The sequence below is a fragment of the Stenotrophomonas sp. 78350_Sma genome (assembly GCF_056482105.1).
This window is the reverse complement of the sequence record NZ_CM151182.1, coordinates 4,033,768-4,058,581: the sequence shown is the minus strand read 5'-3', so window position 1 is coordinate 4,058,581 and position 24,814 is coordinate 4,033,768. Positions and strand designations below refer to the sequence as shown.

Below are 24,814 nucleotides of genomic sequence, written 5' to 3'. Positions count from 1 at the left end.
AACTTAAGTTCCTGGAGATAACCATGTACTTCGCCGTCCTGACCAACTTCGCGCAGATTCAGAGCTCCACCGCCCTTGCCGTCGGCATCATGATCGGCCTGGCCGCGCTGGGCGCCGGTCTGGGTCTGGCCATCATGGCTGGTAAGTTCCTGGAGTCGGCCGCCCGCCAGCCGGAACTGATCCCGGTCCTGCAGGTCCGCATGTTCATCACCGCCGGCCTGATCGACGCCGCGTTCATCATCTCGGTCGCGGTCGGCCTGCTGCTGGCCTTCGCCAACCCGCTGTCGGCTGCCTTCGCTGGCGCCGTCACCAAGGCTCTGGCCGGCTGATACAGCGGTTTGAGACGACCGGGTGCTGATGCACCCGGTTTCGGATGAAGGCCGGATGTGCCGCTTCGGCGGCACGTCCACCCCGAAACCAGCGATCGAGCTAACCATGAATATCAATTTCACCCTTCTTGCGCAGGCGCTCGCCTTCGCTGGTCTGATCTGGATCATCGCGACCAAGATCTGGCCGCCGCTGATGAACGCGATCGAAGAGCGCCAGCAGAAGATTGCTGAAGGCCTCGCTGCTGCCGACCGCAGCCAGAAAGATCTGGCCCAGGCGCAGGAGAAGGTCAACGAAGCGCTGAAGGAAGCACGCACCAAGGCCAATGAGATCATCGATCAGGCCCACGCACGTGCCAACCAGATCGTTGATGCTGCCCGTAACGAAGCGATCACCGAAGCCACCCGTCAGAAGGAACTGGCCCAGGCTGAAATCGACGCCGCCGCCAACCGTGCCCGTGAAGATCTGCGCAAGCAGGTGTCCGCGCTGGCCGTGACCGGTGCCGAAAAGCTGCTCAAGCGCGAAATCGACGCCAACGCCCACAAGGCGCTGCTCGACGAGCTGGCCTCGGAGATCTAAGGATGAGCCAGGCCCTCACGCTTGCCCGCCCGTACGCCCGCGCCGCGTTCGCGACCGCGCGCGACGAAGGCGCGTTTGCGCCGTGGTCGGACGCCCTGGCGTTCTCCGCCCACGTCGCCGCCGATCCGCGCGTGGCGGCCCTGCTCGCCAACCCGGAGCTGGGTCGTGACGACGCCGTCGCCCTGCTGGCGCCGGTGTCCCACGGCGAGACCTACTCGCGCTTCCTGGCCATCCTGGCCGAATCGCATCGTCTGCCGCTGCTGCCGGAAATCTCCGGCATGTTCGACGCCCTGCGCGCCGAAGCCGAGCACGTGGTCAAGGCCACGGTGACCTCGGCTTCCGAGCTGTCGGCCGGAGAGCTGGACGCGATCAAGGTTGCGCTGCGCAAGCGCTTCAACCGCGAGGTCGACGTGACCACCGCGGTCGATGCCTCGCTGATCGGCGGCGCCGTGATCGACGCCGGCGACGTGGTCATCGATGGTTCGCTGAAGGGCAAGCTGGCCCGTCTGCAGACCGCGCTCGCTAACTGAATTCATTTAACGTCCGGCCCCGCTGCCGGCACTAGGACTTGACGATGGCAACCACGCTCAACCCCTCCGAAATCAGCGAACTGATCAAGAACCGCATCGAGAAGGTCAAGCTGGCCGCGGAATCGCGCAACGAAGGCACCGTGACCAGCGTGTCCGACGGCATCGTGCGCATCTTCGGTCTGGCCGACGTGATGCAGGGCGAAATGATCGAACTGCCGAACAACACCTTCGCCCTGGCCCTGAACCTGGAGCGCGACTCGGTCGGCGCCGTGGTCCTGGGTGACTACGAGCACCTGCGCGAAGGCGACGTCGCCAAGACCACCGGCCGCATCCTGGAAGTGCCGGTGGGTCCGGAACTGCTGGGCCGCGTCGTGAACGCGCTGGGCGAGCCGATCGACGGCAAGGGCCCGCTGGGCACCGACCTGACCGCTCCGGTGGAGCGCGTTGCTCCGGGCGTGATCTGGCGCAAGTCGGTCGACCAGCCGGTGCAGACCGGTTACAAGTCGGTCGACGCGATGATCCCGATCGGCCGTGGCCAGCGCGAGCTGATCATCGGTGACCGCCAGACCGGCAAGACCGCGATGGCGATCGATGCCGTGATCAACCAGAAGGGCACCGGCATCAAGTGCGTGTACGTTGCGATCGGCCAGAAGGCTTCGACCATCGCCAACATCGTGCGCAAGCTGGAAGAGAACGGCGCGCTGGCCCACACCATCGTGGTGGCCGCGACCGCCTCCGAATCGGCTGCCATGCAGTACATCAGCGCCTACTCGGGCTGCACCATGGGTGAGTACTTCATGGACCGCGGCGAAGACGCGCTGATCGTGTACGACGATCTGTCCAAGCAGGCCGTTGCCTACCGCCAGATCTCGCTGCTGCTGAAGCGCCCGCCGGGCCGTGAAGCCTACCCGGGTGACGTGTTCTACCTGCACTCCCGTCTGCTCGAGCGCGCTGCCCGCGTGTCCGAGGAATACGTCGAGAAGTTCACCGAAGGCAAGGTCACCGGCAAGACCGGTTCGCTGACCGCGCTGCCGATCATCGAAACCCAGGCCGGCGACGTGTCCGCCTTCGTTCCGACCAACGTGATCTCGATCACCGACGGCCAGATCTTCCTGGAAACCGACCTGTTCAACGCCGGCATCCGCCCGGCCGTGAACGCCGGTATCTCGGTGTCGCGCGTCGGTGGCTCGGCCCAGACCAAGATCATCAAGAAGCTGTCGGGCGGCATCCGTATCTCGCTGGCCCAGTACCGCGAGCTGGCTGCGTTCGCGCAGTTCGCCTCGGACCTGGACGAAGCGACCCGCAAGCAGCTGGAGCGTGGCCAGCGCGTCACCGAGCTGATGAAGCAGAAGCAGTACGCGCCGATGTCGATCGCCAACCAGGCGCTGTCGATCTACGCCGTCAACGAGGGTTACCTCGACGACGTGCCGGTCAACAAGCTGCTGGCGTTCGAAGAAGGCCTGCACGCCCACTTCGCCAACACCCAGGGCGAGCTGATCAGCAAGGTCAACGCCACCGGCGGTTGGGACAACGACATCGAAGGTGCCTTCAAGAAGGGCATCGCCGAGTTCAAGACCACCGGCAGCTGGTAATCGCGGTCCTGTAGAGCGGAGCCGCTGGCTCCGCTGGACCAGATGACAAACGGTTGAACAACGCGGGGCATCAGCCCCGCGCCACGGGAAACAAGAGATGGCAAGCGGACGCGAAATCAAAACCAAGATCAAGAGCGTGCAGAACACCCGCAAGGTGACGCGCGCCCTGGAAATGGTCTCGGCCTCCAAGATCCGCAAGGCGCAGGATCGGATGAAGACCTCGCGTCCGTACGCGCAGGCGATGAAGCAGGTGATCGGTCACCTGGCCCAGGCCAGCACCGACTACCAGCATCCGTTCCTGGTCGAGCGTGAGCAGGTCAAGCGGGTCGGTTTCATCGTGATCTCCTCCGATCGCGGCCTGGCCGGCGGCCTGAACAACAACCTGTTCCGCAAGATGCTGGGCGAAGCCAAGGCATGGCAGGACAAGGGTGCCGAAGTGGACCTGGTGACCATCGGCCAGAAGGCATCGACCTTCTTCCGCCGCGTGAAGGTCAACATGGTCGGCAGCGTGACCCACATCGGCGACGTGCCGAAGCTGGAATCGCTGATCGGTGTGATCAAGGTCATGCTCGACGCCTTCACCGAAGGCAAGGTCGACCGCGTGTACCTGGTCTACAACCGCTTCGTGAACACCATGACGCAGAAGGCCAGCTTCGATCAGCTGCTGCCACTGCCGCCGGCTGAGAAGCAGGTCGCTCACCACGACTGGGATTACCTGTACGAACCCGATGCCGCGACCGTGCTGGAGCACGTGATGACGCGTTACATCGAGTCGCTGGTGTACCAGGCACTGCTGGAAAACGTCGCCTCCGAGCATGCGGCACGCATGGTTGCGATGAAGGCGGCGAGCGACAACGCCAACAAGCTGATCGGCACCCTGCAGCTCGTCTACAACAAGGCGCGCCAGGCAGCGATCACCCAGGAAATCTCCGAAATCGTCGGCGGCGCGGCAGCAGTCTGACCGCGTTCGTTCAAAGCACACATTTAGAGGATGCAGCAATGAGTCAGGGCAAGATCGTTCAGATCATCGGCGCGGTCGTCGACGTCGAATTCCCGCGTGAGTCGGTGCCGAAGGTGTATGACGCACTGAAGGTCGACAACACCGAAATCACCCTCGAAGTCCAGCAGCAGCTGGGCGACGGCGTGGTGCGTACCATCGCCCTCGGTTCCACCGACGGCCTGAAGCGCAACCTGGTTGCCACCAACACCAACCGCGGCATCTCCGTGCCGGTCGGCGCTGGCACCCTGGGCCGCATCATGGACGTGCTCGGCCGTCCGATCGACGAAGCCGGCCCGGTGGCCGCCAGCGACAGCTGGGAAATCCACCGTGCGGCCCCGTCGTACGAAGACCAGTCCCCGGCCACCGAACTGCTGGAAACCGGCATCAAGGTCATCGACCTGATGTGCCCGTTTGCCAAGGGCGGCAAGGTCGGCCTGTTCGGCGGCGCCGGCGTCGGCAAGACCGTCAACATGATGGAACTGATCAACAACATCGCCAAGGCGCACAGCGGTCTGTCCGTGTTCGCCGGCGTGGGTGAGCGTACCCGTGAGGGCAACGACTTCTACCACGAAATGAAGGACTCCAACGTCCTCGACAAGGTGGCGATGGTGTACGGCCAGATGAACGAGCCGCCGGGCAACCGTCTGCGCGTCGCGCTGACCGGCCTGACCATGGCCGAGTACTTCCGCGACGAGAAGGACGAAAACGGCAAGGGCAAGGACGTCCTGCTGTTCGTCGACAACATCTACCGCTACACCCTGGCCGGTACCGAAGTGTCGGCACTGCTGGGCCGTATGCCGTCCGCCGTGGGTTACCAGCCGACCCTGGCCGAGGAAATGGGCGTCCTGCAGGAGCGCATCACCTCGACCAAGAACGGTTCGATCACCTCGATCCAGGCCGTCTACGTTCCCGCGGACGACCTGACCGACCCGTCGCCGGCGACCACCTTCGCCCACCTGGACTCGACCGTCACCCTGTCGCGTTCGATCGCCTCGCTGGGTATCTACCCGGCCGTCGATCCGCTGGACTCCACCAGCCGCCAGATGGACCCGCTGGTCATCGGCCACGAGCACTACGACACCGCCCAGCGCGTCCAGCAGACCCTGCAGAAGTACAAGGAACTGAAGGACATCATCGCGATCCTGGGCATGGACGAACTGTCCGAAGAGGACAAGCAGGCCGTGTCGCGCGCCCGTAAGATCGAGCGCTTCTTCAGCCAGCCGTTCCACGTGGCCGAAGTGTTCACCGGTTCGCCGGGCAAGTACGTGCCGCTGAAGGACACCATCCGTGGCTTCAAGGCCATCGTGGATGGCGAGTACGACCACCTGCCGGAGCAGGCGTTCTACATGGTCGGCGGCATCGAAGAAGCGGTCGAGAAGGCCAAGAAGATGGCCGAGAAGGCCTGATCCGGGACGGGCGGGAGCGATCCTGCCCGAACTGACGCCGGCGCCGGGCAACCGCCCGCGCCGGTGGACTCCCACGGTGGCATTGCGCCGCCGCGAACAGCGAAGAGATTTGCATGAGCACGATCCGTTGCGACATCGTCAGCGCCGAGCAGGAAATCTTCCGTGGCGAAGCGACCCTGGTCGTGGCCACCGGTGAGCTGGGCGAACTGGGCATCGCGCCCAAGCACGCGCCGCTGATCACCCGCCTGAAGCCGGGCAAGGTGGTGGTGACCACGCCGAACGGCGAGCAGCTGGATTTCGCCATTTCCGGCGGCATCCTGGAAGTGCAGCCGCAGGTGGTGACCGTGCTGGCCGACACCGCGATCCGCGCGCAGGACATCGACGAAGCCTCGGTCCGAAAGGCCAAGGAAGAAGCCGAGCGCATCCTGGCCAACCGCGGTGAAGCCATGGAAGTGGCCGAAGCCCAGCAGAAGCTGGCCGAAGCCGTTGTCCAGCTGCAGGCCCTGGAACGCCTGCGCAAGACCCTCAAGCACTGAGGTTCACGCGCTGCATCCACGAAAACGCCGGCCCTGTGCCGGCGTTTTTGTTTGGGTGGCTGGGTAGAGCCGATTGGGCAGAGCCGACTGGGTTTACACCGTTAGTCGACTATCGCGCGCAGCGCGGCATTCTCGCGACCTGATGGAAGAGCAGTCGACGAACAGTCGACTCTACCGATCCCGATCCCGATCCCGATCCCGATCCCGCCCCCAAATCCGGCATCCCGAATCCCGCCTCGCATCAGCGATACACCACGTAGCGCATCAGCAGGAACGACACGAAGGCCAGCACACCTTCCACCAGCGGCTTGGCCAGCCAGGTGTACTGCAGGCCGAGCGCGTGGTCCACCAGGCTCACCAGCAATGTGCTCGCCACGGTGAGCAGCAGCCACAGCCCGAAGAAGCGGGCAAAGCGCTTCCAGCCCAGCCTGTACGCGCCCGCCTCGGCAAAGGTGTAGCGGCCGTTGAGCCAGAAGCCCAGCAGCATGCCGGCCAGGCGCCCGGCGACGTTGGCCGGCGCCACTGGCATGCCCAGTGCGGTGGCGGCCACGAACACGAGCCAGTCGAGCAGCAGCTGCACGAGCCCGATGACGAGGTAGGCGCTTCCCTGGCGGATGAGGCTCATCGGCATGGCGAAGGGGGAGGGATGCCCATGTTAACGGCGCACGCTCTAGAATCACCGGCAACGAACCACGGACTGCCGTTCCCATGACCCAACCCCTGCACGTCATCATCCTCGCCGCCGGCGCTGGCAAGCGCATGAAGTCGGTGCTGCCGAAGGTGCTGCAGCCGATCGCGGGCCAGCCGATGCTGGCGCACGTGATCGATGCGGCCCGTGAGCTCCAGCCGGCGGCGATCCACGTGGTCCATGGCCACGGCGGCGAAGCCGTGCGCCAGTACTTCGCCGGCCAGCAGGACCTGCAATGGGCTGAACAGGCACAGCAGCTCGGCACCGGCCACGCCGTCGAGCAGGCGATGCCGCAGGTGCCCGATGCTGCACAGGTACTGGTGCTGTACGGCGACGTACCGCTGATCCGTGCGCAGACCCTGCGCGACCTGCTCGCGCAGCCGGGCCGGCTGGCGGTGCTGGTGGCCGAGGTGGATGACCCGACCGGCTATGGCCGCGTGCTGCGCGATGCCGAGGGCAAGGTGGGTGCGATCGTCGAGCAGAAGGATGCCAGCGACGAGCAGTTGCGCGTGCGCATCATCAACACCGGCATCATCGCCGCGGAATCGACCGCGCTGCGCCGCTGGCTGTCGCAGCTGTCGAACAGCAACGCGCAGGGCGAGTACTACCTGACCGACGTATTCGCGTTCGCCGCGCACGAGTACACCCCGGCTGAGATGGCGCTGGTGGCCGACGCACAGGAAGCCGAAGGGGCGAACGATCCGTGGCAGCTGTCGCAGCTGGAGCGTGCCTGGCAGCGTCGCGCGGTGCGTGCGCTGTGCGCGCAGGGCGCGCGCGTGCGCGACCCGGCACGGCTCGACATCCGCGGCACCATCACCGTTGGCAGCGACGTGCTGATCGACGTCGATGTCGTGCTCGAGGGCAACGTGGTGCTCGGCGACGGCGTCACCGTCGGTCCCTTCAACCGCCTGAAGGACGTCAACCTCGGGCCGGGCACCGAGGTGCGCGCGCATTGCGATCTGGAAGGCGTGGTCACCGAAGGCGCTGCGCAGATCGGCCCGTTCGCGCGCCTGCGCCCGGGCACTGTGCTGGCCGATGGCGTGCACGTCGGCAACTTCGTCGAGACCAAGAAGGTCACGCTGGGTGTGGGCAGCAAGGCCAATCACCTCACCTATCTGGGCGATGCGGTGATCGGCAGCAAGGTGAACATCGGCGCCGGCACCATCACCTGCAACTACGATGGCGTGAACAAGTCGACCACCACCATCGGCGACAACGCGTTCATCGGCTCCAACAGTTCGCTGGTAGCACCGGTGACCATTGGCGACGGCGCGACCATTGCCGCCGGTTCGGTCATCACCCGCAACGCGCCGGACGGCAAGCTGACACTGGCACGTGCACGACAGGAAACCATCGATGGCTGGAACCGTCCGCTCAAGAAGTCCTGAGCCCCGCCTTCCTCGCGCCGATGAACTCGGTGTGCTGCCCGGCATCGAGCAGCGCGCCGGCGAGGTGTTGAAGGGCCATGAGGCCTATCCGGTGTTCGCCGGGCATGGCCTGGACCTGCCGACACTACAGGACGGCCTTGAGCGCCGGCGGCTGTGGGTGGTGGATGCGGCTGACGGTGGCATCGCCGGCTATCTGCTTGCCGGCGAACTGGCGGGTGAGTTCCACGTTCTGCAGATGGACGTGGATCCTGCGCACGCGCGGCAGGGTCATGGGCGCGCGTTGTTGCGCCATGCATTGGTACAGGCCTGGGCGGAAGGCTATCGTTCGGCTGTGCTGACCACGTTGTCCGACGTGCCGTGGAATGCGGCCTTCTATGCCAGCGAAGGGTTCGTCACCGTGCCGGAGGCGGAGTGGGGTGCCGGACTGCAGTCGGTGATGGCCGAAGAGGCCGCGCTCGGGTTTCCGATGCATCTACGCGTGGCGATGCGGCGATCCATCTCTTCGCTGGATGGCTGAAGGTCGGCCACCGGTCATGGGCGTTACTTTTCCTTGTGCGCAAAGAAAAGTAACCAAAAGAAATGCTCCTCCGGTCGCGAGCCGATGCTGCGCATCGGTGCCCTGCGCTTCTCGGTGAATCAGGGGGCGGCGCCGAACTCGCTGCGCTCAGACATCGGCGCCTCTACGCGCCGGATTCCCCTGCGATGCTCGGCTCGCTCAGGGCGGAACCAACATCCAGAGCCACAGCTGCACCCAGTCGATTCAAACTACGCGCGGATGTCGTTGCCTTCGCTCTTGATGCTCCCGTTCCCCAGGAGCACAGGATGCCGATGCCGCAACTTGGGCAGGTGCCGACCTTGGTCGGCTTATCCACGCATGGCGTGGATCTACTGACTCGCCGACCAAGCTCGGCGAACAGTGGGAACCGCGTTGGCCCGGTCAACCCACCGGCAGCAGGATCGACACGCACAACCCGCCATCACCGCGATTCTGCAGTGACACGCGTCCGCCGTGCGCTTCCACGATCTCGCGCGTCAGCGCCAGCCCGAGCCCGGTGCCGTTGCGCTTGGTCGAATAGAACGGCATCAGCGCGTTCTGCAGCACCTGCTCGTTCATGCCCTTGCCACGATCCAGCACGTCCAGCCGCAGCCACTGCGGCAGCCGCGTCAGCTGTACCTGCACGTCATCGTTGGGCGGCTCGGCTTCGGCGCAGGCTTCGTGCGCGTTCTTCAGCAGGTTCAACAACGCCTGCCCGAACTGCGCGATGTCGATGCGACTGCTCAGCTCCTCGTCCGGTTCACGTTCCATGCCGAACGGAATCTGCTGACGCAGGCTGGACAGGAACGGTGCCCAGTGCACGGTCTGCAGCTGCGGCTGTGGCAGCTTGGCAAAGCGCGCGTAGCCGCGGATGAAGCCTTCCAGGTGGCGTGCGCGGTCTTCGATGGTGGTGAAGATCTCCGGCAGCCGGTCGAAGCGCTCGCGCTGCACCAGCACGCCGCCGGAATGGGCGAGCGAAGCGATCGGCGCCAGCGAGTTGTTGAGCTCGTGGCTGATCACCCGGATCACCTTCTTCCAGGTCTGCACTTCCTGGCGGCGCAGTTCGGCGGTCAGCAGCCGCACCAGCAGCAGGTCGTGCGGGCGGCCGTTGAGCTGGAACGCGCGGCGCGAGAGGTGGTAGACCTGCTCATCGTCCTCGTCGCCGTCCTCGCCATCGGCATGTACCGCGAACAGGCTGTCACCGCCACGGGCGATGGCATCGCGCAGTTCCACCGGCACCTGCTCCAGCACGTCTTCCAGGCGCTGGCCTTCCAGCTTCCAGCCGCCGTGCAGCAGCTTGCGCGCCGCCAGGTTGGAGAACACCACGCGGGCGACGCCATCTCCGCCGGAGGCGATCAGCAGCATCGCCACCGGCGTGTTCTGCACCATGGTGTCCAGCAGCAGCTCACGTTGCACCAGTCCCTGTCGCTGCGCGCGCAGCACGTCGCCCAGTTCGCGGTGGGCCTGCACCAGGTCGCCCAGCTCGTCATTCCCGGGCCAGTGCACACCGAAGTTGTACTCGCCGTCGCGGTAACTGCTGGTGGTGCCCGCCAGGGCACGCATCAGCGAGCGTACCGGCGCCGTGGCACGGCGCAGGGTCCACCACATCAGCGACAGCAGGATCAGCGCCGATACCGTGGTCACCACCCAACCATGGTCCATCCAGTAGGCCAGCAGCCACGGCAGTGCCGCAGCCAGTGCCAACACCGGCAGCAGGCGCAGGAACAGGCGGAAAGTGAAGGAGCGCCGCTTCATTCGCGTGGAATACCGTGGCGGTCCATGCGCCGGTACAGCGCCTGACGGCTCAGGCCGAGCTCGGCGGCAGCCTGGGCGATGACGCCATGGTTGCGGGCCAATACATCCTCGATGCGTGCGCGGTCGGGATCATTGCCTGCACTGGGTGCCGGTCGCGGTGCGACGGCTGCGCGCGGCAGGTTGAGATCGGCCACTTCGATGCGGTTGCCGGTGGCCAGCAGTTCGGCACGCTGGATCACGTTGCGCAGTTCGCGCACGTTGCCCGGCCACGGGTGCCGCTGCAGTGCTGCTGTGGCGCCGCTGGACAGCGGCTTGCCGGCAGTCAGGAAACGCTCGGCCAGCGGCACGATATCGCCCGGTCGTTCGGCCAGCGGCGGCAGCACCAGTTCCACCGTATTGAGGCGGTAATAGAGGTCTTCGCGAAAGGTACCGTCGCGGATCATCGCCGGCAGGTCGGCATTGGTTGCGCTGACCACGCGGACCTTGACCTGGCGTTCGCGGTTGGAGCCCAGGCGCTCGAAGCGGCCGGTTTCCAGTACACGCAGCAGCTTCATCTGCCCGCCCAGCGACAGGTTGCCGATCTCATCCAGGAAGAGGGTGCCACCATCGGCCGCTTCGAACTTCCCTTCGCGTGCCTTGTTGGCGCCGGTATACGCACCGGCTTCGGCACCAAACAGCTCGGCTTCGATCAGTTCCGAGGGCAGCGCGCCGCAGTTGACCGCCACGAACGGACCCTTGGCCACCAGTGAATTGGCCTGGATGATCTGCGCGATCTTTTCCTTGCCGGCGCCGTTGGGGCCGGTGATCAGCACCGGCAGTTCCGAGCGTGCGACCTGGCAGGCCAGGGTGACCACACGCTCGCTGGCCGGATCGGCGACTACCGCACCGCACAGATCGTACTTCGCTTCCAGCGCATTGCGCTGGCGCAGTTCACGCGTGCGCCGGCGGTCCAGCTCGCGGCGCGCCTCGGACAGTTCCAGCAGGTTGTTGACCGTGGTCAGCAGCTTGCGATCGTCCCACGGCTTGGCCAGATAGTCGGCGGCACCGGCCTTGACCAGGTCCACGGCGCTGCTCAGATGGGTCCACGCCGTGAGCAGGATCACCGGCAGGTCCGGATGACGCGCGCGGATCTGCGCGAACAGCGCCTCGCCCTCTTCACCGGAGGTGGTGTCCTCGCTGAAATTCATGTCCTGGATGACCAGGTCGACCGGCTGTGATTCGAGCAGCGCCAGCCCGTCGGCGGGCGTCTGCGCCTGCAGGGTATCGATGTCGTGCAGGGAGAACAGCACGTCCAGCGCAGTACCCACGCTGGCGTTGTCGTCGATGATCAGGATCGCAGGCATCAAGCGGTTCTGCAGAAAGGGATGGGCGGCGCCGATGGAGCCGTTCGTGTGCATGTACCGGGAGAGCCCGGCGCCACCCATCAAGCATAGCCAAACCTGCGGCCGTGCAGGAGCGGATGATGTTCAGCGCCCGGGCGGGGCTGGCGGGGGCGGCACGGGTGGTGGCGGGACCTCCAATGCCTGTCGCCATGCGGCGGCGTTGACCGCCACCGTCAGTTCGCGTCTGTCGCGGCGCAGCAACAGATAGGCGGTGGCTGCATTGGAATGGCGCAAGGCCACGGCGAGGTGCTCGACCTGGCGTACCGCCGTGTCGTCCACGCGCAGGATGCGGTCGCCGCTGCGCACGCCGAAGCGCGCTTCGGGGCTGGCGGCGTCCACATGCACCTGTCCCTCGGTCGAGTGCAGCGACAACCGCGCTCCATCCTGGCGCCATTCCAGCGTCTGCGCGCTGCCACCACCGGCCAGCGCCGGCAGTGGCAGGAGCAGCATCAGGCACATCGCGCAGGCACGCATCTCACGCGCCCCGCGTGGCGACCGCCGGTGGAACCGCCGCGGCACGCCGCGCCGGCCCGAACACGGCGATCTGGCCCAGCACCCACAGCAGCAGCGCACCCAGCGGCAGGTAGTACAACGGCATGCGCGGCAGCTCGTACAGGTTCATCAGGGCCAGGTTGATCGCGTAGGCGGCCAGCATGCCCAGCACGATGCCCAGCGTGGCCAGCAGGAAGTTCTCGGTCTGGAAGTAGCGCAGGATCTGCCCGCGGGTCGCGCCCAGCGCACGGCGGATGCCGATCTGCTTGCTGCGCTGCTGCACCCAGAAGCTGGCCAGGCCGATGATGCCCAGCGCGGTGACCACCAGCAGCGAGATGCTGACGGTGATCAGCAGGCCGACCATCGCGCGGTCGTTCTTGAAGAAGTCCTTGCGCTGGTCTTCATAGGTCAGCTTGTCGCGCATCAGGCGGTTCGGGTCGTTGCGCTCCAGCGCGGCAGCACCAGCATCGAGCACTTCCTGGCGGCGTTCGGGCGAGGTACGCAGGATGTAGGTGCCACCGTCGTCGAAGGTGCGGCGGATCGGCAGCAGCATCGAGTTGGTCCAGTTGTCATTCCAGCCATTGGGCGTGCTGAGCGTGTCGACGATGCCGACCACGTGCAGCGACTGCTTGCCCATGTAGTAGGTCTTGCCCAGGGCGCTGCCGTTGGGCTCCATCTTGGCGGCGGTGGCCTGGGTGAGGATGACCGGGATGGCCTTTTCCTTGGCGCCGCCCTTGCTGACGTCTTCGAAGTTCTGGTACTCGTCAGGCAGGAAATCGCGGCCGGCGATCAGGTTGATGCCCATCGTGGCCAGCCCGTTCTCGGACAGGGTGTACATCGAGGCGTTGGTGGTCGGCCGTTCCTGGTCGATCACGCGCGAGATGCTGCTGCTGGAGGAGCCGTTGCGGAAGGGGATCTGGTTGATGATGGTGACGTTGCTGACGCCGGGGATCGCACGCAGCGATGCCAGGTCCTCGCGGGTGCGGGCCATGGCGTCAGTCTGCTTGCCGATGCCGCTGACGCGCAGCATCGCCAGTTCGCTCTCGGCGATGCCGCTGGGCATGCTGATCTTTTCCACGCGCTGGCTGACCAGGAACAGCGCGTTGCAGACGATGGCGCAGGTCAGTGCGACTTCCAGCACGATCAGGGCGGCAGCGGTCTTGTGCCGGCGCAGCGTGCTGAGGATGGGGCGGATGTCCATGGGAGTCCTCGTTCGGGTGCTTACTGCGACTTGAGCTGGATGGCCGGGGTGACCTGCATGGCGCGCCAGGCGGGCAGGAAACCGGCGGCGAGGCTGGCGAACAGGGTCAGGCCCAGTGCGAGCAGCAGCATGTTGCCGTCCAGATGGGCCAGCTTGGCGTACTCCACCGGTTGCTGGCGCACCGCGAACAGGCCGAGCAGGGCCAGGCCGATGCCGAGCACGCCACCGACCACGCCGACCGCACCGGCTTCCACCAGGCACTGCAGGAAGATCTGGCCGCGGCTGGCACCGAGCGCACGGCGCACGCCGATCTCACCGCTGCGGCGCAGGAACTTGGCCAGCAGCAGGCCTACCGTGTTGACCAGGCAGACACCGAGGAAGCCCAGCGCCAGCCACAGCTGCAGGCGCACGTCGCTGGGGACTGCACCATTGAAGTCCAGCCATTCCATCACGGTGCGCAGGCGCACGTTCGGCGGATGCTTGAAGCGGCCGGCCTCGCGCTGCTGGGTCGAATAGTTCTCCAGGTAGCGGCGGTAGTCGCCGGCCTTGGCCGGGTCCATTTCCACCCAGTACTGCAGCCACGCGCACGGTGCATTGAGCGAGTAGCTGTTGCCGTCGGGGTTTTCGCCGAAGCAGTTCATGTTGCCGTTGTTGCCGAGCTTCAGGTCGAACGAGGTGGAGATCGGCAGCAGCAGGTCTTCGTTCTTGCCGTAGCTGCCGGTGGTCAGGTCGTAGAAGTGCGGCTCCGGGCTCCATTCCTTCATCACGCCAACGATGCGGTAACTCTGGCCTTCCATGCGCAGGTCGCGGCCCACGCTGTTGGCACCCTGGTACAGCTTGTCGTTGAGCGCCTTGGAGATGACCACCACGCGAGCGCGGCCTTCATCGTCCTCGCGCGTCCAGGGGCGGCCGTACTGCATGGGCACCTCGAACATCGGGAAGAAGTCGGCCGAGGTCCAGCGGGTGTCGATGCTGAAGGGCTTGAGGGTGCTGTTGTCCGGTTCGATGGTGCCACCGCCGCCGCTCATCAGCGCCTGGCGCTCGCCCTTGGCTTCGCGCAGCAGCGCTTCACCGTCGAAGCGGGTCAGCTGGGTTTCCGGCTCTTCGCCGGCGACATAGGCACCGGTCGCGGCATCGAGCTGCACATAGAACAGGCGGTCGCTCTTGCCGGGAATCGGGTCGCCGGACAACACGTGGAACACGGTCAACGTGGTCATGGAGGCGCCGATGCCGAGCGCGATGGCAACCACCATCAGTGCGGTCAGGACCTTGTTGCGGCGGAAGCTGCGCGCCGCCAATCGGGCGTAGTAGGCGAACATGGTTGGGCCCTCACTCGTTGACGGCGACGATGTGGCGCACCGGCGTGGCCAGCACCGGCTCACGCACCAGGTCGGTCACCTGGCCGTCGACGATGTGCACGTTGCGCTGCGCGCGCGCGGCCAGTTCCGGGTCGTGGGTGACCATCACGATGGTGGTGCCGGCGGCATTGATCTCTTCCAGCAGTTCCATCACGCCACGGGCCATCTGCGTATCCAGGTTGCCGGTCGGTTCGTCGGCCAGCAGCAGGCGCGGGCTGCCGGCCAGGGCGCGTGCAATCGCCGCGCGCTGCTGCTGGCCGCCAGAGAGTTCATTCGGGTAGTGCTTCATGCGCGAGCCCAGGCCGACCTGGGTCAGCGCCTTCTCGATGCGCTCGCGGCGCTCGTTGGCGCTCATCTTGCGATAGCGCAGCGGCACGTCGACGTTGTCGAACAGGTTGAGGTCCGGGATCAGGTTGAAGCCCTGGAAGATGAAGCCGATCTTCTGGTTGCGCAGGCGGCTGCGCGCATCATCGCCCAGCGTGCTCACGTCCTGGCCGTCCAGCATGTAGGTGCCGCTGGTGAAGGTTTCCAGCAGGCCAGCGATGTTGAGGAAGGTGGTCTTGCCGGAACCGGACGGGCCGGTGACGGCGACGAACTCGCCTTCCTTGACCTGCAGTTCCAGCGAGCGCAGTGCGTGGGTTTCCACCTGTTCGGTGCGGAAGACCTTGGCGACCGAACGCATTTCGAGCATGTACATGGGGTGTCCTCTCTCCAGGATTCAGGTATCAGGTATCAGTTGACGGAGACGCGTTCGGCGTCCTTGAACAGGTCGCTGCCGGAGACCACGATGCGGTCGCCCGGTTGCACACCCGATTTGATTTCCACTTCGCCCAGGCTGCTGACGCCCAGTTCCACTGGACGGCGCACGGCGGTGCGGCCATCCATCACGTAGGCCATGCCGTTGCCCTGTTCGACGAACGGGCCGCGCTCGACCTTCAGCACGTTCCTGCGGGTATCGAGCAGCACGCGCACCGACATCCGCTGGCTCTGGCGCAGGCCTTCCGGCTGCGCGCTGGCAAAGCGCACGCGGGCATTGACCTCGCCGTTGACCACTTCCGGCGACACCGCGCTGATCTCACCCGGGAACGGCTGGCCGTTGCCACCGGTCAGCTGTGCCGGCATGCCGATCGCCAGGTCGCGGGCGAAGCTCTCCGGCACCTTGATCTCGACTTCGAACTTGGACAGGTCGACCACGCCCAGCACCGGGGCGTTGGCGGCCAGGTTGGTGGACTGCACCGCCTGTACCTGGCCGACCTGGCCATCGAACGGGGCACGCAGCGTCAGCGCATCGACCTGGCGCTGCACTTCGGCCACCACCGCCTTCTGGCGATCGGCCAGCAGGCGCTTGTTGCGGGCATCCAGGTCGGCGCCCTGGCTCTGCAGGCGCGCATCGGTGGTGGCGTTGGCCAGGGTGATGTCGGCCTTCTTCAGCGAGTCCTTGGCCTTGGCCAGGTCGATCTGCGGCACCGCACCGCCGTCGTAGCCGCGCTGGTAGCGCTGCAGGTCGCGATCGGCGGCCTGCCGTTCGATGGTGGCCTGGTCGGTTTCCTTGCGCGACTTGGCGCGGGCCAGGGTGGCGTCCAGCGCGGCACGGCTGGCCTCGGCTTCCAGGCCGGCCAGGGTGGCCTGTTCCTGGGCCAGCTTGCTGCGCAGTTCGGGGCTGTCGATGATCGCCAGCTCCTGCCCCTTCTTCACCACATCGCCGGCGACCACCTTCAGGTCCACGGTGCCCGCGGAGATGGCATACAGGATCGGGCTGTTGGCGGCGATCACACGGCCATCGGCGGCGATGTCACGGACCAGATCGCCACGCTTCACTTCGGCGATGCGCACGCGGCTGCTGTCGAAGGAGCGGCTGGCGTTGGACCAGGCGTGCACGGCCCAGCCGATGCCGGCGAGCAGGGCGATCGTGCCCAGCGCCGGCCAACGGTAACGGAGCCAGTTGGCGCGCGGGGCGCTGGCCGGGGCGGAGGAAACGATCTGGTCCTGGGCGGAAGTGTCGCGGATCATCGGGTGCGTGCCTGACGGTGGTAGCCAGTACCAAGCATGTAGCGTGCCAACTTTATTTCCTTTTCCATCAATGAGTTGGGCGGGCGTCTGAAGTGTCCGGGTGTCCGCGGACACCTTTCCGGACACTTTCATTAAGCGGACAGGAGGGGGAAGCCGGACACGCAGGCTAGAATGCGACGATCGTCTTCAAGGAAACGCGTGACATGTGTGGAATCGTGGGTGCGATCGCTGATCGCGACGTAGTGCCGGTGCTGATCGAGGGTCTGAAGCGCCTTGAGTACCGTGGTTACGATTCCTCGGGTATCGCGGTGATCGACCATGCCGAGCGGTCGGAGGTGCGTCGCGTGCGTCGTACCGGCCGAGTGTCGGAAATGGCCACGGCGGCCGAGGCCGAGGGCTTCAACGCGGTGCTGGGCATCGGCCATACCCGCTGGGCCACCCACGGGGGTGTCACCGAGGCCAATGCGCATCCGCACATCAGCCAGGGCGTGGCGCTGGTGCACAACGGCATCATCGAGAACCACGAAGAGCAGCGCGAGAAGCTGCGCGCGCTGGGCTACACCTTCGAATCGCAGACCGATACCGAAGTCATCGCACACCTGATCCACCACCACCTGAAGGATGGCGACGACCTGCTGGTGGCGCTGCAGCACACGGTGAAGGAACTGACCGGCGCCTACGCGCTGGCCGTGGTCAGCCGTGCCGAGCCGGAGCGCTTCGTCTGCGCGCGCATGGGCTGCCCGCTGCTGATCGGCCTGGGCGAAGGCGAGAACTTCGTCGCTTCGGATGTCTCGGCGGTGATCTCGGCCACCCGCAAGGTGATCTTCCTGGAAGAGGGCGACACCGCCGAAATCCGCCGCGATGGCGTGCGCATCTTCGACGAGCATGACCAGCCGGTCGAGCGCGACGTGCATCTGTCGGATGTATCGCTGGCATCGCTGGAGCTGGGCCCGTACCGCCACTTCATGCAGAAGGAAATCCACGAGCAGCCGCGCGCCCTGGGCGACACCATCGAGGCGGCGATCGATGCCGGTGGTTTCCCGGCCGAGCTGTTCGGCAAGAACGCCGAAGCCGTGTTGTCGGGCATCGAGGGCGTGCAGATCATCGCCTGCGGTACCAGCTACTACGCCGGCCTGACTGCACGCTACTGGGTCGAGGCCATCGCCGGCCTGCCGTGCAGCGTGGAGATCGCCAGCGAGTACCGTTACCGCGCTGCCTACGCGAATCCGAAGCACCTGATCGTGACCATTTCCCAGTCCGGCGAAACGCTGGATACGATGGAAGCGCTGAAGTACGCCAAGTCGCTGGGCCACAAGCACACGCTGTCGATCTGCAACGTGCCGGAAAGCGCGATCCCGCGCGCCAGCGAACTGGTCTGCTACACCCGTGCCGGTGCCGAGATCGGCGTCGCTTCGACCAAGGCGTTCACCACCCAGCTGGCGGCGCTGTTCCAGCTGACCGTGGTGCTGGGCAAGCTGCATGGCCGCATCGACGCGGCACAGGAAGCGGACTACCTGGAGCAGCTGCGCTTCCTGCCGGGCAGCGTGCAGCATGCGCTGAACATGGAACCGCAGATCGCTGCCTGGGCCGAGCGGTTCGCGCGCAAGAGCAGCGCGCTGTTCCTGGGCCGCGGCCTGCACTACCCGATCGCGCTGGAAGGCGCGCTCAAGCTCAAGGAAATCTCCTACATCCACGCCGAGGCCTACCCGGCGGGCGAGCTGAAGCATGGCCCGCTGGCGCTGGTGGACGAGGACATGCCGGTGGTGGTGATCGCGCCGAACGACAGCCTGCTGGAAAAGGTGAAGTCGAACATGCAGGAAGTACGTGCGCGTGGCGGTGAACTGTTCGTGTTCGCCGACCAGGACAGCAACTTCAACGAGTCCGAAGGCGTGCACGTGATTCGTACGCCGCGCCATGCCGGCGTACTCAGCCCGATCGTGCACACCATTCCGGTGCAGTTGCTGGCGTACCACACCGCGCTGGCACGTGGCACCGACGTGGACAAGCCGCGCAACCTGGCCAAGAGCGTAACGGTGGAGTAAGGCCCACCGGCCGGGTTGAATGCTGCAAGCGAAGGGGGCCCCTGTGGCCCCCTTTCGTTTGTGCCGCTGGCAGCGGCAAGTGGGACAGCCACAGGGTGTTCTGTCCGCCGTCGGCAGCGATCAATCAATCTTTAACACGCGGCATCGCGTGTATTCAGCGGCGGTTTCAGCCGCGGTGCCATTCTCTGGATCGTCGGTTGGTTCCCACGACGAACTGTCCCATCGATGCCGGTAGTGACTGATGGTCGCAGTCGTAGAATCAAGTTGACCGAGGTCCAGGGTGAGCGGTTGAACCCACCTCGTTCGCGTTGCAGCACGATGCCTGCCGATCCATCTCCCAAGGCCGGCGTGTGCGCCAGACGTGCGCTGAAAGGTCTGTTCCCGGGGAGGGGGCGTATCGGAAGAGCACACTTTTTTGACTTCAGTGACCTGCACCAGGAAACAAGAATGAACGTCCGCGAACTCCTGCAATCCAAGAAAGAAGCTGTCATCACCATCGACGCCGAAGACACCATCGGTGCCGCCGCCCACAAGATGAGCGCGAACAAGATCGCTGCGCTGGTGGTGATGAAGGACGATGCCCCGGTCGGCATCATTTCCGAAAAGGACATCGTGCGTACCCTGGCCGACGACGGCCCGCAGGCCGGCCGCCGGGTGATTTCCAGCCTGCCGTCCACCGGCCTGGAAGGCATCGCCCCGGAGGCCACCCTGAAGCAGGCCATGTCGTTGATGACGTACTCGCGGCGCCGTCATCTGATGGTCACCGACGGCACCCGCCTGGTCGGCATCCTCAGCCTGGGCGACATCGTGAAGAACCTGCTGGGTGAGCTGGAGCTGGAAAAGGCCGTGCTGCAGGACATCTACATGGCCGCCCACTGAGGGCCGCACCATCGGAAGCAGAGAGGCCGGGCATTGCCCGGCTTCTTCGTTCACGGTATCGGTGAAATCAGAAAGTGACCTTCACCGAGTCGGCGCTGTAGTTGGCCGGGCCGTGGTAGACCACTTCAATGTTGTTGCCATCGGGATCGAGCACGAACGCGCCGTAGTAGCCCGGGTGGTAGGGGCGTTCGCCGGGCGCGCCGTTGTCGGTGCCGCCGGCGGCGATGGCTGCAGTGTGGAAGGCATCGACGGTGGCGCTGTCGCGGGCCTGGAAGGCCAGGTGATGGCGGCCGGTCAGCTGGCCGGCGGCAGCCTGGCTGCTGGCGCTGGAAATGAACAGTTCGTCGGCCCAGAAGAAGTCCGGCCCTTCGCCGCCCAGCGGCACGCCGATGGTGTCGAACACCGCCTGGTAGAAGCGGCGGCTGGCGGCCAGGTCACGCACCACCAGCTGCAGATGGTCGATCAAGCGGCCGCGGTGCAGTTCCATCGTTTCCATACGAACCTCGCAAAAAAGGGGACGGAGGGGATTAAGTCGCTTCCAGCCAATAGTGCCAGAAACGACTTAATCCCCTCCGTCCCCTTTTCGGGTCAGGCGTTGGCGATGATCTCGACCCAGTAGCCGTCCGGGTCCTTGATGAAGGCCAGGTTCTTCATGCGGCCGTCGGTCAGGCGCTTCTGGAAGGTCACGCCGAGATCCTCGAAGCGCTGGCAGGCGGCCTCGATGTCCGGCACCGACACGCAGATGTGGCCGAAGCCGCGCGGGTCGCTGTTGCCATCGTGGTAGACCGCGCCGTGCTGGTTCTCGGTGCCGTGGTTGTGGGTCAGTTCCAGCACGCCCGGCAGGCCGGCCATCCACAGGCGGCGCTGGCTGTCGTCTTCCGGTACCAGCGCGCCGGCCGGCACGTAGGCCAGGAAGTACAGGCTGAACTGGGCCTCCGGGAAGTCGCGCTTGTCGATCAGTTGGTAGCCGAGCACGCGGGTGTAGAAGTCCAGCGAGGCGGTGATGTCCTTCACCCGCAGCATGGTGTGGTTGAACACGAAGCCGGTGGTGTCGGCCGGGGCCTGGGCGGCGACGCCGGGAACATCGCGCAGGGCGGGAATGGTCATGGGGGAGGTCCTTCAGACAGGGCCGTTGCCGGCCGGATGGTGCCATTCTAGCGGCCAGCACCTGACGGCACTGCGACGTACAATGGCCGGATCGCACCGTTCCGTCCTGACAACGATTGCCCGCCATGTCGCAGCGTGAATGGGTGGCCGCCGCCATCCGCAAGATCGAAGCCGATTTCAACCGTTCCGCCGATACCCACCTGATCCCGTTGACGCTGCCAGGGTTCGAGGGCATCGACCTGTACCTGAAGGATGAATCGAGCCATCCTACCGGCAGCCTGAAGCACCGGCTGGCGCGCTCGCTGTTCCTGTATGCGTTGACCAATGGCTGGTTGCGCGAAGGGCGCCCGGTGATCGAAGCATCCAGCGGCTCGACCGCTGTCTCCGAAGCCTATTTCGCGCGGCTGCTCGGCCTGCCGTTCATTGCGGTGATCCCGGCCACGACCTCGCCGGAGAAGATCGCGGCGATCGAATTCCACGGTGGCCGTTGCCATCTGGTCGAGCGTGCCTGCGACCTCAACTGTGATTCGGAAAAGCTGGCCCGTGAAACAGGCGGCCACTTCATGGACCAGTTCACCTATGCGGAGCGCGCCACCGACTGGCGTGCCAACAACAACATCGCCGAATCCATCTTCAAGCAGATGGCCGAGGAGCCCAGCCCGGTTCCGGAATGGATCGTGTGCAGCCCTGGCACCGGCGGTACCGCCGCCACGCTGGGCCGCTATGTCAGCTACCGCCGGCATGACACCCGTATCCTGTGCGCGGACCCGGAAGTGTCGGTGTTCTTCGATGGCTACAAAGCGGCCGTGGCCGGTGAGCAGGATTGGCGCGGCCTGACCTGCAGCGGTGGCTCACGCGTGGAAGGCATCGGTCGGCCGCGGGTCGAGCCGAGCTTCATCCCGACCAGCGTCGATGCGATGGTGAAGGTGCCCGATGCGCTGAGCCTGGCCGCGATGCGCCATGTCAGCCGCCAGCTGGGGCGCCGCGTTGGTGGCTCCACCGGCACCAACTTCATCGGTGTGCTGCAGGCCGCGCAGTGGATGCGCGAGGCGGGCCACCAGGGCAGCATCGTCAGCATCCTGTGCGACAGCGGCGAGCGCTACGCGCAGAGCTATTACGACCCGTCGTGGTACGCGCGCCAGGGCATCGATGTCGACGGCGCCGATGCGCAACTGGCGGCGGCGGTGGCCGGGCAGGGGCTGCCGGCGTTGCCGTGGTGCAGCCTGGAAGCGTTGTAGCGCGGCAACGCGCGGCCGGATGTGCATCGGCTGGGTTTACACAACTAACTGTCGACTCTACCGGTCACCGGTCACCTCAGTATCCCGCCGCGGTGAACGCATCCAGCACCGCATCACGCAGCGCATCGGGCAGCGCCTCGATGTCCATCGCGCGGTCATCCAGGTGCAGGCCGGGATCGAGGGTACTGGCGCGGCCCTGGGCCAACGCCTGCAGCCACAGCAGTACGCAGATCACGAACTCGCGCTCATGGCCCAGCCGCAACTGGCTGGCGCCGCGTTCGATCACTTCGAACGGGTACCACTCCTGGGCATCGCTGAACGTGCCACCCTGCTGCAGCACCGTCTGCAACTGCTGCAGGTGGCGCGGGGCGTCGTCGCCGGCATCACACAGCGCGGCGATCCAGGTCAGTTCGGCCGTACTGGCGGACAGCGCCAGCGACCGTGCCGGTGAGGCGGATGCAATTGCAGCCAGACCTTCCATGTGGGGCCTCGTTCGATACGTACCGCTGCGGACTCCCCCGCAGCCAGAGCTTCGAGCCGTGACCGTAAGGCCGACGTGAATATCGGGCCGCGCCCCCTTGTCAGCCTCGCCTGGCAGCGCCATATCTAACGGGCTGCCCGCCTGCCGGGCCCGTATCCTGGAGACCTGCCGTGACCGTTGCCAACCCCCTGCTCGATTTTTCCGGCCTGCCGCGTTTCGAGGCGATCCGCCCGGAGCACGTGGCGCCGGCGCTGGATGTGCTGCTGGCCGAGGCGGAAGCCGCTGTCAGCGCCGCCGAGCAGGTGCAGCCGGTCACCTGGCAGACCTTCGTGGCCCCGCTGGACGATGCCACCGAGCGCCTGTGGCGCGCCTGGGGCCTGGTCGGCCACCTGCAGGGCGTGGTCAACACGCCGGAACTGCGCGAGGCCTACAACAGCAACCTGCCGCGGGTGACCCGCTTTGCCAGTGCACTGGGCCAGAACCTGGCGCTGTATCGCCAGTACCAGGCCCTGGCCGGCAGCCTCGAGGCGGCGACCTTCGATGAGGCCCAGCGCAAGGTGCTGGACAACACCCTGCGCGATTTCCGCCTGGGGGGCGCCGAACTGGAGCCCGAGGCCCAGCAGCGCTTCGCCGCGATCAAGGAGGAACTGTCGGCGCTGTCGGCGAAGTTCTCGCAGAACGTGCTGGACGCTACCGATGCGTGGTCGCTGATCGTCGAGGACGAAGCGCGCCTGGCCGGCCTGCCCGATGACGTGAAGGCCGCCGCGCACGCTGCGGCAGAAAAGGATGGGAAAACAGGCTGGAAACTGACCCTGCAGATGCCGTGTTACCTGCCGGTGCAGACCTGGGGCGAGGACCGTGACCTTCGCGAGATCCTGTACCGCGCCAGTGCGCAGCGCGCATCCGAATTCGGCGACGATGCGCTGGACAACGGCGGCAATATCGACCGCATCCTCGCCCTGCGCGCAGAGCTGGCCAACCTGCTCGGCTTCGGTTCGTATGGCGAGTATTCGGTGGCGACCAAGATGGCGCAGGACCCGGCCGAAGTACTCGGCTTCCTGCGTGACCTGGCCGCGCGCGCCAAACCGTTCGCGGCCAAGGACCGCGCCGAGCTGGAGCAGTTCGCGCGCGAGCAGCTGGGCATCGAGCCGTTGCAGGCCTGGGACCTGGCCTTCGCCGCCGATCGCCTGAAGCAGGCGCGCTACAGCTATTCCGAGCAGGAAGTGAAGCAGTACTTCACCGAACCGAAGGTACTGGGCGGCCTGTTCTCGGTGATCGAGCAGCTGTACGGCCTGCGTGTGCAGGAGGACAGTGCGCCGGTGTGGCATGACGACGTGCGCTTCTTCCGCCTGGTCGATGCGCAGGGCGCGCTGGTCGGCCAGTTCTATCTGGATCTGTATGCGCGTGAGGGCAAGCGCGGTGGTGCGTGGATGGATGACTGCCGCAACCGCCGCGTGCGCGCCGATGGCAGCGTGCAGACGCCGCTGGTCTACCTGGTGTGCAACTTCGGCCGCGGTGCCAATGGCAAGCCGGCCACCTTCAGCCACAATGAAGTGACCACCCTGTTCCATGAAATGGGCCATGGCCTGCACCAGCTGCTGACCCGCATTGGTGAACTGGGCGTAGCCGGCATCAATGGCGTGGAATGGGATGCAGTGGAACTGCCCAGTCAGTTCATGGAGAACTTCTGCTGGGAATGGGATCACCTTCAGGGCATGACCGCGCACGTGGACAGCGGCGAACCGCTGCCGCGCGCGCTGTACGAGCGCATGCTGGCAGCGCGCAACTTCCACAGCGGCATGGCCACCGTGCGTCAGTTGGAGTTCGGCCTGTTCGACATGCTGCTGCACAGCCAGTTCGAACCAGCGCAGGACAGCGTGCTGGCGCTGCTCGACCGTGTGCGCGCGGAAGTGGCGGTGAATCATCCGCCGGTCTGGAACCGCTTCCCGCATCAGTTCAGCCACATCTTTGCGGGCGGTTACGCCGCTGGTTACTACAGCTACAAGTGGGCCGAGGTACTCAGCGCCGATGCCTACGCCGCGTTCGAGGAGGCGCCGCAGGCGCTGGCGGAAACCGGTGCACGCTTCCGCGATGAGATCCTGTCGCGGGGTGGCAGCCGTCCGGCGGCGGAGAACTTCAAGGCCTTCCGCGGCCGCGCACCGCAGATCGACGCGCTGCTGCGCCATTCGGGCATGGCGTAAACCGCTGTGGTGGGTGCCAACCTTGGTTGGCACCTTCGCAGAAAAAGGGGACGGAGGGGATTAAGTCGTTTGTGCACAATCGACTTA

Annotated in this window: 24 protein-coding genes; 13 read left to right on the top strand and 11 right to left on the bottom strand. The window is 65.8% G+C overall.

Annotation, left to right across the window (positions count from 1 at the left end):
• Nucleotides 1-23: 23 nt before the first annotated feature.
• The 7 genes from atpE (at nt 24) to ACZK4H_RS18670 (ending at nt 5,970) form a co-directional block, all read left to right on the top strand.
• A complete protein-coding gene (gene atpE, locus ACZK4H_RS18700) occupies nt 24-329 on the top strand; it encodes a F0F1 ATP synthase subunit C (RefSeq protein ID WP_005411133.1) in 306 nt (101 codons plus the stop codon).
• Nucleotides 330-435: 106 nt separating this feature from the next.
• On the top strand, nt 436-906 hold the full coding sequence (locus ACZK4H_RS18695; RefSeq protein WP_005419512.1) for a F0F1 ATP synthase subunit B: 471 nt from the start codon (nt 436-438) through the stop codon (nt 904-906).
• 2 nt (nt 907-908) lie between these two features.
• The gene (locus ACZK4H_RS18690; protein ID WP_032129048.1) at nt 909-1,436 is read left to right on the top strand and encodes a F0F1 ATP synthase subunit delta; all 528 of its coding nucleotides are present in this window, start codon (nt 909-911) and stop codon (nt 1,434-1,436) included.
• Nucleotides 1,437-1,480: 44 nt separating this feature from the next.
• Entirely contained in the window at nt 1,481-3,028 is a 1,548-nt protein-coding gene (gene atpA, locus ACZK4H_RS18685; protein WP_099554700.1) for a F0F1 ATP synthase subunit alpha, read from the top strand.
• Nucleotides 3,029-3,125: 97 nt separating this feature from the next.
• Nucleotides 3,126-3,989: a F0F1 ATP synthase subunit gamma gene (atpG, locus tag ACZK4H_RS18680; RefSeq protein WP_006471334.1), complete on the top strand. Its 864-nt coding sequence runs from the start codon at nt 3,126-3,128 to the stop codon at nt 3,987-3,989.
• 38 nt (nt 3,990-4,027) lie between these two features.
• Nucleotides 4,028-5,434 carry a F0F1 ATP synthase subunit beta gene (gene atpD / locus ACZK4H_RS18675; protein ID WP_010481327.1) on the top strand — a complete coding sequence of 469 codons (1,407 nt, stop codon included), beginning with the start codon at nt 4,028-4,030 and terminating at the stop codon, nt 5,432-5,434.
• Between the two features lie 113 nt (nt 5,435-5,547).
• Nucleotides 5,548-5,970: a F0F1 ATP synthase subunit epsilon gene (locus tag ACZK4H_RS18670; protein WP_005411127.1), complete on the top strand. Its 423-nt coding sequence runs from the start codon at nt 5,548-5,550 to the stop codon at nt 5,968-5,970.
• Nucleotides 5,971-6,211: 241 nt separating this feature from the next.
• Here the strand turns inward: ACZK4H_RS18670 and ACZK4H_RS18665 are convergent, their stop codons facing one another.
• Nucleotides 6,212-6,595: a GtrA family protein gene (locus ACZK4H_RS18665; RefSeq protein ID WP_099554699.1), complete on the bottom strand. Its 384-nt coding sequence runs from the start codon at nt 6,593-6,595 to the stop codon at nt 6,212-6,214.
• A gap of 83 nt (nt 6,596-6,678) precedes the next feature.
• Here ACZK4H_RS18665 and glmU point away from each other — a divergent pair, with 83 nt between their 5' ends.
• Together glmU and ACZK4H_RS18655 are read left to right on the top strand one after the other, a co-directional pair.
• Nucleotides 6,679-8,046 carry a bifunctional UDP-N-acetylglucosamine diphosphorylase/glucosamine-1-phosphate N-acetyltransferase GlmU gene (gene glmU / locus ACZK4H_RS18660; protein ID WP_099554697.1) on the top strand — a complete coding sequence of 456 codons (1,368 nt, stop codon included), beginning with the start codon at nt 6,679-6,681 and terminating at the stop codon, nt 8,044-8,046.
• Entirely contained in the window at nt 8,015-8,563 is a 549-nt protein-coding gene (locus tag ACZK4H_RS18655; protein ID WP_099554695.1) for a GNAT family N-acetyltransferase, read from the top strand. The genes glmU and ACZK4H_RS18655 overlap by 32 nt, the downstream gene beginning before the upstream one ends.
• A 420-nt stretch (nt 8,564-8,983) precedes the next feature.
• On the opposite strand, the gene ACZK4H_RS18650 is transcribed toward ACZK4H_RS18655, so the two are convergent.
• The 7 genes from ACZK4H_RS18650 to ACZK4H_RS18620 all read right to left on the bottom strand — a co-directional run bounded on the left by ACZK4H_RS18650 (nt 8,984) and on the right by ACZK4H_RS18620 (nt 16,779).
• Nucleotides 8,984-10,336: a sensor histidine kinase gene (locus tag ACZK4H_RS18650; protein ID WP_099554693.1), complete on the bottom strand. Its 1,353-nt coding sequence runs from the start codon at nt 10,334-10,336 to the stop codon at nt 8,984-8,986.
• Nucleotides 10,333-11,679 (bottom strand): sigma-54-dependent transcriptional regulator, encoded by a 1,347-nt coding sequence (locus ACZK4H_RS18645; protein WP_099554718.1) that lies wholly within the window; start codon nt 11,677-11,679, stop codon nt 10,333-10,335. Before ACZK4H_RS18645 ends, ACZK4H_RS18650 begins: the two co-directional genes overlap by 4 nt.
• Before the next feature lie 123 nt (nt 11,680-11,802).
• Entirely contained in the window at nt 11,803-12,177 is a 375-nt protein-coding gene (locus ACZK4H_RS18640) for a PDZ domain-containing protein (RefSeq protein ID WP_197577852.1), read from the bottom strand.
• 16 nt (nt 12,178-12,193) lie between these two features.
• The gene (locus tag ACZK4H_RS18635; protein WP_099551133.1) at nt 12,194-13,411 is read right to left on the bottom strand and encodes an ABC transporter permease; all 1,218 of its coding nucleotides are present in this window, start codon (nt 13,409-13,411) and stop codon (nt 12,194-12,196) included.
• A 20-nt stretch (nt 13,412-13,431) separates the two neighbouring features.
• A complete protein-coding gene (locus ACZK4H_RS18630) occupies nt 13,432-14,730 on the bottom strand; it encodes an ABC transporter permease (protein ID WP_005414537.1) in 1,299 nt (432 codons plus the stop codon).
• A gap of 10 nt (nt 14,731-14,740) precedes the next feature.
• Complete coding sequence (locus ACZK4H_RS18625; protein ID WP_049429240.1) at nt 14,741-15,466, bottom strand: ABC transporter ATP-binding protein; 726 nt, start codon at nt 15,464-15,466, stop codon at nt 14,741-14,743.
• A gap of 35 nt (nt 15,467-15,501) precedes the next feature.
• Nucleotides 15,502-16,779: an efflux RND transporter periplasmic adaptor subunit gene (locus ACZK4H_RS18620; protein ID WP_099551134.1), complete on the bottom strand. Its 1,278-nt coding sequence runs from the start codon at nt 16,777-16,779 to the stop codon at nt 15,502-15,504.
• 203 nt (nt 16,780-16,982) lie between these two features.
• On the opposite strand from ACZK4H_RS18620, the gene glmS reads away from it, so the two are divergent.
• Nucleotides 16,983-18,821 carry a glutamine--fructose-6-phosphate transaminase (isomerizing) gene (gene glmS, locus ACZK4H_RS18615; protein ID WP_099551135.1) on the top strand — a complete coding sequence of 613 codons (1,839 nt, stop codon included), beginning with the start codon at nt 16,983-16,985 and terminating at the stop codon, nt 18,819-18,821.
• A 447-nt stretch (nt 18,822-19,268) separates the two neighbouring features.
• Complete coding sequence (locus tag ACZK4H_RS18610; RefSeq protein WP_099551136.1) at nt 19,269-19,700, top strand: CBS domain-containing protein; 432 nt, start codon at nt 19,269-19,271, stop codon at nt 19,698-19,700.
• Between the two features lie 67 nt (nt 19,701-19,767).
• On the opposite strand, the gene ACZK4H_RS18605 is transcribed toward ACZK4H_RS18610, so the two are convergent.
• A complete protein-coding gene (locus ACZK4H_RS18605) occupies nt 19,768-20,196 on the bottom strand; it encodes a VOC family protein (protein WP_099551137.1) in 429 nt (142 codons plus the stop codon).
• Between the two features lie 92 nt (nt 20,197-20,288).
• Nucleotides 20,289-20,807, bottom strand: a complete 519-nt coding sequence (gene gloA, locus ACZK4H_RS18600) for a lactoylglutathione lyase (RefSeq protein ID WP_099551138.1) — start codon at nt 20,805-20,807, stop codon at nt 20,289-20,291.
• A gap of 125 nt (nt 20,808-20,932) precedes the next feature.
• On the opposite strand from gloA, the gene ACZK4H_RS18595 reads away from it, so the two are divergent.
• The gene (locus ACZK4H_RS18595; RefSeq protein ID WP_099551139.1) at nt 20,933-22,045 is read left to right on the top strand and encodes a PLP-dependent cysteine synthase family protein; all 1,113 of its coding nucleotides are present in this window, start codon (nt 20,933-20,935) and stop codon (nt 22,043-22,045) included.
• 76 nt (nt 22,046-22,121) lie between these two features.
• Here ACZK4H_RS18595 and ACZK4H_RS18590 read toward each other — a convergent pair whose 3' ends face one another.
• Complete coding sequence (locus tag ACZK4H_RS18590; protein ID WP_099551140.1) at nt 22,122-22,526, bottom strand: hypothetical protein; 405 nt, start codon at nt 22,524-22,526, stop codon at nt 22,122-22,124.
• Between the two features lie 170 nt (nt 22,527-22,696).
• On the opposite strand from ACZK4H_RS18590, the gene ACZK4H_RS18585 reads away from it, so the two are divergent.
• Nucleotides 22,697-24,727 (top strand): M3 family metallopeptidase, encoded by a 2,031-nt coding sequence (locus tag ACZK4H_RS18585; RefSeq protein ID WP_099551141.1) that lies wholly within the window; start codon nt 22,697-22,699, stop codon nt 24,725-24,727.
• Nucleotides 24,728-24,814: the final 87 nt, after the last annotated feature.

Bases quoted from the DNA above. Each gene is read 5' to 3' on its own strand.
- atpE (WP_005411133.1), top strand. From the start codon at position 24: ATGTACTTCGCCGTCCTGACCAACTTCGCGCAGATTCAGAGCTCCACC.
- ACZK4H_RS18695 (WP_005419512.1), top strand. From the start codon at position 436: ATGAATATCAATTTCACCCTTCTTGCGCAGGCGCTCGCCTTCGCTGGT.
- ACZK4H_RS18690 (WP_032129048.1), top strand. From the start codon at position 909: ATGAGCCAGGCCCTCACGCTTGCCCGCCCGTACGCCCGCGCCGCGTTC.
- atpA (WP_099554700.1), top strand. From the start codon at position 1,481: ATGGCAACCACGCTCAACCCCTCCGAAATCAGCGAACTGATCAAGAAC.
- atpG (WP_006471334.1), top strand. From the start codon at position 3,126: ATGGCAAGCGGACGCGAAATCAAAACCAAGATCAAGAGCGTGCAGAAC.
- atpD (WP_010481327.1), top strand. From the start codon at position 4,028: ATGAGTCAGGGCAAGATCGTTCAGATCATCGGCGCGGTCGTCGACGTC.
- ACZK4H_RS18670 (WP_005411127.1), top strand. From the start codon at position 5,548: ATGAGCACGATCCGTTGCGACATCGTCAGCGCCGAGCAGGAAATCTTC.
- ACZK4H_RS18665 (WP_099554699.1), bottom strand. From the start codon at position 6,595: ATGAGCCTCATCCGCCAGGGAAGCGCCTACCTCGTCATCGGGCTCGTG.
- glmU (WP_099554697.1), top strand. From the start codon at position 6,679: ATGACCCAACCCCTGCACGTCATCATCCTCGCCGCCGGCGCTGGCAAG.
- ACZK4H_RS18655 (WP_099554695.1), top strand. From the start codon at position 8,015: ATGGCTGGAACCGTCCGCTCAAGAAGTCCTGAGCCCCGCCTTCCTCGC.
- ACZK4H_RS18650 (WP_099554693.1), bottom strand. From the start codon at position 10,336: ATGAAGCGGCGCTCCTTCACTTTCCGCCTGTTCCTGCGCCTGCTGCCG.
- ACZK4H_RS18645 (WP_099554718.1), bottom strand. From the start codon at position 11,679: ATGCCTGCGATCCTGATCATCGACGACAACGCCAGCGTGGGTACTGCG.
- ACZK4H_RS18640 (WP_197577852.1), bottom strand. From the start codon at position 12,177: ATGTGCCTGATGCTGCTCCTGCCACTGCCGGCGCTGGCCGGTGGTGGC.
- ACZK4H_RS18635 (WP_099551133.1), bottom strand. From the start codon at position 13,411: ATGGACATCCGCCCCATCCTCAGCACGCTGCGCCGGCACAAGACCGCT.
- ACZK4H_RS18630 (WP_005414537.1), bottom strand. From the start codon at position 14,730: ATGTTCGCCTACTACGCCCGATTGGCGGCGCGCAGCTTCCGCCGCAAC.
- ACZK4H_RS18625 (WP_049429240.1), bottom strand. From the start codon at position 15,466: ATGTACATGCTCGAAATGCGTTCGGTCGCCAAGGTCTTCCGCACCGAA.
- ACZK4H_RS18620 (WP_099551134.1), bottom strand. From the start codon at position 16,779: ATGATCCGCGACACTTCCGCCCAGGACCAGATCGTTTCCTCCGCCCCG.
- glmS (WP_099551135.1), top strand. From the start codon at position 16,983: ATGTGTGGAATCGTGGGTGCGATCGCTGATCGCGACGTAGTGCCGGTG.
- ACZK4H_RS18610 (WP_099551136.1), top strand. From the start codon at position 19,269: ATGAACGTCCGCGAACTCCTGCAATCCAAGAAAGAAGCTGTCATCACC.
- ACZK4H_RS18605 (WP_099551137.1), bottom strand. From the start codon at position 20,196: ATGGAAACGATGGAACTGCACCGCGGCCGCTTGATCGACCATCTGCAG.
- gloA (WP_099551138.1), bottom strand. From the start codon at position 20,807: ATGACCATTCCCGCCCTGCGCGATGTTCCCGGCGTCGCCGCCCAGGCC.
- ACZK4H_RS18595 (WP_099551139.1), top strand. From the start codon at position 20,933: ATGTCGCAGCGTGAATGGGTGGCCGCCGCCATCCGCAAGATCGAAGCC.
- ACZK4H_RS18590 (WP_099551140.1), bottom strand. From the start codon at position 22,526: ATGGAAGGTCTGGCTGCAATTGCATCCGCCTCACCGGCACGGTCGCTG.